The sequence below is a fragment of the Duganella qianjiadongensis genome, assembly GCF_009857915.1.
GTDB lineage: Bacteria > Pseudomonadota > Gammaproteobacteria > Burkholderiales > Burkholderiaceae_D > Rugamonas > Rugamonas qianjiadongensis.
In genome coordinates, this window is record NZ_WWCM01000113.1 from 1 (window position 1) to 254 (window position 254).

Here is a 254-nt window from a genome sequence, read left to right on the forward strand (position 1 = left end):
TGGGAAGCAGGTTAATATTCCTGCACCGTCGTATGATGCGATGGGGGGACGGATCGCGGAAGGTTGTCTGACTGTTGGAATAGTCAGTTTCTGATTCATAGAAGGTGCTTAGGCAAATCCGGGCACGTAATTCAAGGGATTGGGACGAGTGAACTTGTTCACGAAGCAATCGGAAGTGGTTCCAAGAAAAGCCTCTAAGCTTCAGTCATACGAGACCGTACCGCAAACCGACACAGGTGGGCGAGATGAGTATT

1 rRNA gene is annotated in these 254 nt (G+C 49.6%); it reads left to right on the top strand.

The features are described from left to right. Positions 1-254, top strand: a 23S ribosomal RNA gene (locus GTP27_RS24510); the annotation flags it as partial.